At 63.9% G+C, this 3,349-nt stretch carries 2 protein-coding genes and 2 tRNA genes; 1 reads left to right on the top strand and 3 read right to left on the bottom strand.

Annotation, left to right across the window (positions count from 1 at the left end):
- Positions 1 to 88 precede the first annotated feature (88 nt).
- Positions 89 to 163, bottom strand: a tRNA-Val gene (locus P4L93_05915).
- Between the two features lie 23 nt (positions 164 to 186).
- Positions 187 to 262: transfer RNA gene (locus P4L93_05910), tRNA-Glu, on the bottom strand.
- 143 nt (positions 263 to 405) lie between these two features.
- Here P4L93_05910 and P4L93_05905 point away from each other — a divergent pair.
- Positions 406 to 2,388, top strand: a complete 1,983-nt coding sequence (locus tag P4L93_05905) for an EAL domain-containing protein (GenBank protein ID MDR3686470.1) — start codon at positions 406 to 408, stop codon at positions 2,386 to 2,388.
- 71 nt (positions 2,389 to 2,459) lie between these two features.
- On the opposite strand, the gene P4L93_05900 is transcribed toward P4L93_05905, so the two are convergent.
- The gene (locus P4L93_05900) at positions 2,460 to 3,068 is read right to left on the bottom strand and encodes a hypothetical protein (protein ID MDR3686469.1); all 609 of its coding nucleotides are present in this window, start codon (positions 3,066 to 3,068) and stop codon (positions 2,460 to 2,462) included.
- Between the last annotated feature and the right edge of the window lie 281 nt (positions 3,069 to 3,349).

Below are 3,349 nucleotides of genomic sequence, written 5' to 3'. Positions count from 1 at the left end.
GCTACACGCGTTGCTACATTCGGCCATTTCGCGGGTGTACGGCGCCACTGATGGCAAGTCCCGATTATGCCTCTGACCTGCGGTTTTGTGGTGGGCGATGAGGGATTCGAACCCCCGACCTCTTCCGTGTAAAGGAAGCACTCTCCCGCTGAGTTAATCGCCCGTAGTGCAGACGTATCCGTCGCATGGTGCCCCCACGAGAATTCGAATCTCGGTTTCCGACCTGAGGGGCCGGCGTCCTTGGCCACTAGACGATGGGGGCGTGGCACAGTCTAGCAGGAAATGATTGCGCTGAAACACTGTTTGGAGCACTCCGGGACGACGCCGAAGCCGCGCCTGTCAAGTGTTGCCAACTGAACGCCGATAACTCTCCTGCACCGCATCGCCAGGCTTGGGGAGCAAAGTATGACTCGCACGAAGACCTACCCTTTGTCGCTAGCCGACGAGCTCGCTCTCATGGGACTCGCAGGAGTGATTGTCTCGGTAGCCGTTTGGGCTGGACTCTCTTGGGTCGATGCTCTGATGCATTCGACGACATTCACCTCGCAACTGCTCGCGCCCGACGCGCCTCACGCCGTCATTCGACTGTCGGCCATCGTCGGCGTTTTGCTTACCACCCTTCTCGCCCAGACCCTTTATGGGCACCGCCGCCGCGCCGAGCAGATGTTGCACGGCGAGCAAACACGGATCCAGCAGATGTACGAGCGCAGCCCCGACGCCATTCTCACGGTCAGCAACGATCTGTGCGTTCTGTACGGCAACGGCCAGGCAGAAGCCCTCGCTGGCCGAGTCGCGGCCGATTTCGTCGGCACCGCATGCTACACGCTTCTCTTCGACCGCGACGAGCCATGCCGCAACTGCCCCGTAGACAGCGTCTTTCAGACCGGCCAAGTTGCCGAGCGTACCGTGGCCGAAGAAGTCTGCGGCCATCACCGCTGGCTCGAGCAGGTCTTCTATCCGGTGCTCGACTCAGACGGCAAGGTGCAGTCGGTGGTCGAATCTAGCCGCGACACCACCTCTCTTCGGATGGCACGCACGACGGTGCATCGCATGGCCTTCTACGACCCGCTTACCGACCTTCCCAACCGGGCGCTGTTCCTCGACCGACTCGGCAGCGCGCTTTCCAATGCGCGCCGCACCGGCGAGACGGTAGCGGTCATCTTCGTCGACCTCGACGAGTTCAAGGAGATCAACGACACGCTCGGTCACGGTGTTGGAGACGGCGCCCTGAAGGCCGTTGGCGCGCGACTGCGAAGCTTACTTCGCGACGAGGACACCATCGCGCGTCAGGGCGGCGACGAGTTCACGCTGATTGCTCGGGTGGCAAGCCGCGAGGACGCCACCGACATCGCCCAGCGGATTCTCGACTCCATCAGCGAGGGCTTCCGGGTCGACGGCCATCGCCTTCGCCTCAGCGCGAGCATCGGAATCGCGACGTACCCCGAGGACGGCGAAACCGAGACGCAGCTGATCGGCAATGCCGATGCGGCGATGTATCGGGCCAAGGAGTCCGGCCACAACATCTATCGCATGTACACGCCCGACATGCACGAGTCTGCGGCGGCGCGGCTCGAACTCGAGGGAGCTCTGCGCCACGCGATCGACCACGACGAATTCGAGGTCTATTACCAGCCTCAGGTCGACGCACGCGATGGCAGCTTCGTCGGTGTCGAGGCGTTGCTGCGCTGGAATCACCCGGTTCGGGGCGTGCTTTCCCCCGGTGAGTTCCTCGAGCTCGCCGAACAGGTCGGCCTGATCGCCGAGATCGGCCAGTGGGTTCTGCGCACGGCGTGCAACCAGGCGCGCGCGTGGCTCGACGAGGGCCTCGAGTTCGGCCGCGTCGCGGTCAACCTCTCGGCGCGCGAGTTCATCCAGTGCAATATCGTCGAGAACGTGGCGCACGTGCTGGAGGCATCAGGCCTCGAGGCGACGCTGCTGGAACTCGAGATCACCGAGACGATCGCGATGTACAACGTCGACCAGATCCTCGCGATTCTGGAGCTGTTCCGAGACATGGGCGTGCGAGTGGCTATCGACGACTTCGGCACGGGCTACTCCTCGATGAGCTACCTCAAGCACTTCCCGATTCAGACGCTCAAACTCGCGCAGGACTTCATGCGCGACGTCGAAGTCGACTCGCAGAGCGCGGCGATCGCCTCGATGCTGATTGAGCTCAGCCGAGAGCTCGGCCTTGACATGGTCGCCGAGGGCGTCGAGAACGAGAGCCAGTTGCGATTCCTGCAGGAGCGAGGATGCCACGTCATCCAAGGCTTCCTCTTCAGCCAACCCGTACGCGCCGAGGAGCTCGGCAAGCTGCTCCGCGGCGTCGGAACCAACTGGGAAGCGTTGATGCCACGCGCCGCGTTGCTGGCCGTTGACTGCGCGTAGTAGCAGCCTCGCCGCAGCGCACGCCGCGAGTCGAAGCCGCCGGCCGTCATAGGAGCGACGGCCCGGTTCGCTTACTCCGTGGCAAGCCTGTTGCTCGCGAGGGCGATGCCTCGGCGCCGCAGCGAGAACCTCAGGTCGAAGGTCGCCTCGTCACCTTGGATCTCTGCTCCGGTTCCGGGATCGACCGAGAAGCGTAGACTCACCGCTCGCGTCTGCCCTGCGGGGACGACGCCGAGATCGGTCGAACCCCAAGCGACGAGTCCCTCCAACGGGCCGTCGTATGCCTCCGCCCCGTTGATCGTCGCCGTGACTCGAACGTGATCACCCAGATCTCCGGCGTTTGTTGGGTCCACGGCGGCCTCGGCCCACGTGAACTCGCCTCCGCGATCCGCGAAGTTGGCGCCGGAAACGACCAGCTGGAGCGACGCATTGCCCGTGTTCTCCACGGAATAGGTCTCAGTCTGGGACCACCCCGGAGAGAGGTCGGCGAAGCGTAGCGAACGCTTCAGACCCGCCACGCCGATGACCTCGCCGCCCGACTGGATCTCGGGCGCGCTGCTCGCAACGTGGGTCTGGCCGGCAGCCGCGAACCCGGCACCGTACCGACTCGGTATCGCGCTTCCCGGAGCGCACGCCACCGCGGCGATTCCCAACGCCAGGAGCACGAATCGTCCGAACATGACCGCGTCCTTTCTTGGCACCAGTCCCAGCCCGAGAGGAAGCCTCAACAAGGGGATTGTCTTGCTCGTATCTCGGCAAGTGGTTGCACTCGCGCTACACACACGAAAGCACTAGTGAACGCGCATCCCTCCGGCGAGCGTCGCGCCTGGCACCTCTTCACGCCTGAGGTCCGTTCCGCGCCTAGAACAGCGCGGCCGCGGCCGTCAATACGCACCGTATGTTACCGGGGAGTTGCACCCGGTTAGTTATCGCAACACCCAAGCAAAGTGCTCGTGAAACG

The organism is Coriobacteriia bacterium (assembly GCA_031292615.1).
In the GTDB taxonomy this organism is placed as follows: Bacteria; Actinomycetota; Coriobacteriia; order Anaerosomatales; family JAAXUF01; genus JARLGT01.
The sequence above is the reverse complement of the archived record's forward strand: the minus strand, read 5'-3'. Positions and strand labels throughout refer to the sequence as shown.

Excerpts from the sequence above, each read along its gene's own strand:
- P4L93_05900 (MDR3686469.1), bottom strand. The coding sequence starts at position 3,068 with ATGTTCGGACGATTCGTGCTCCTGGCGTTGGGAATCGCCGCGGTGGCG.
- P4L93_05905 (MDR3686470.1), top strand. The coding sequence starts at position 406 with ATGACTCGCACGAAGACCTACCCTTTGTCGCTAGCCGACGAGCTCGCT.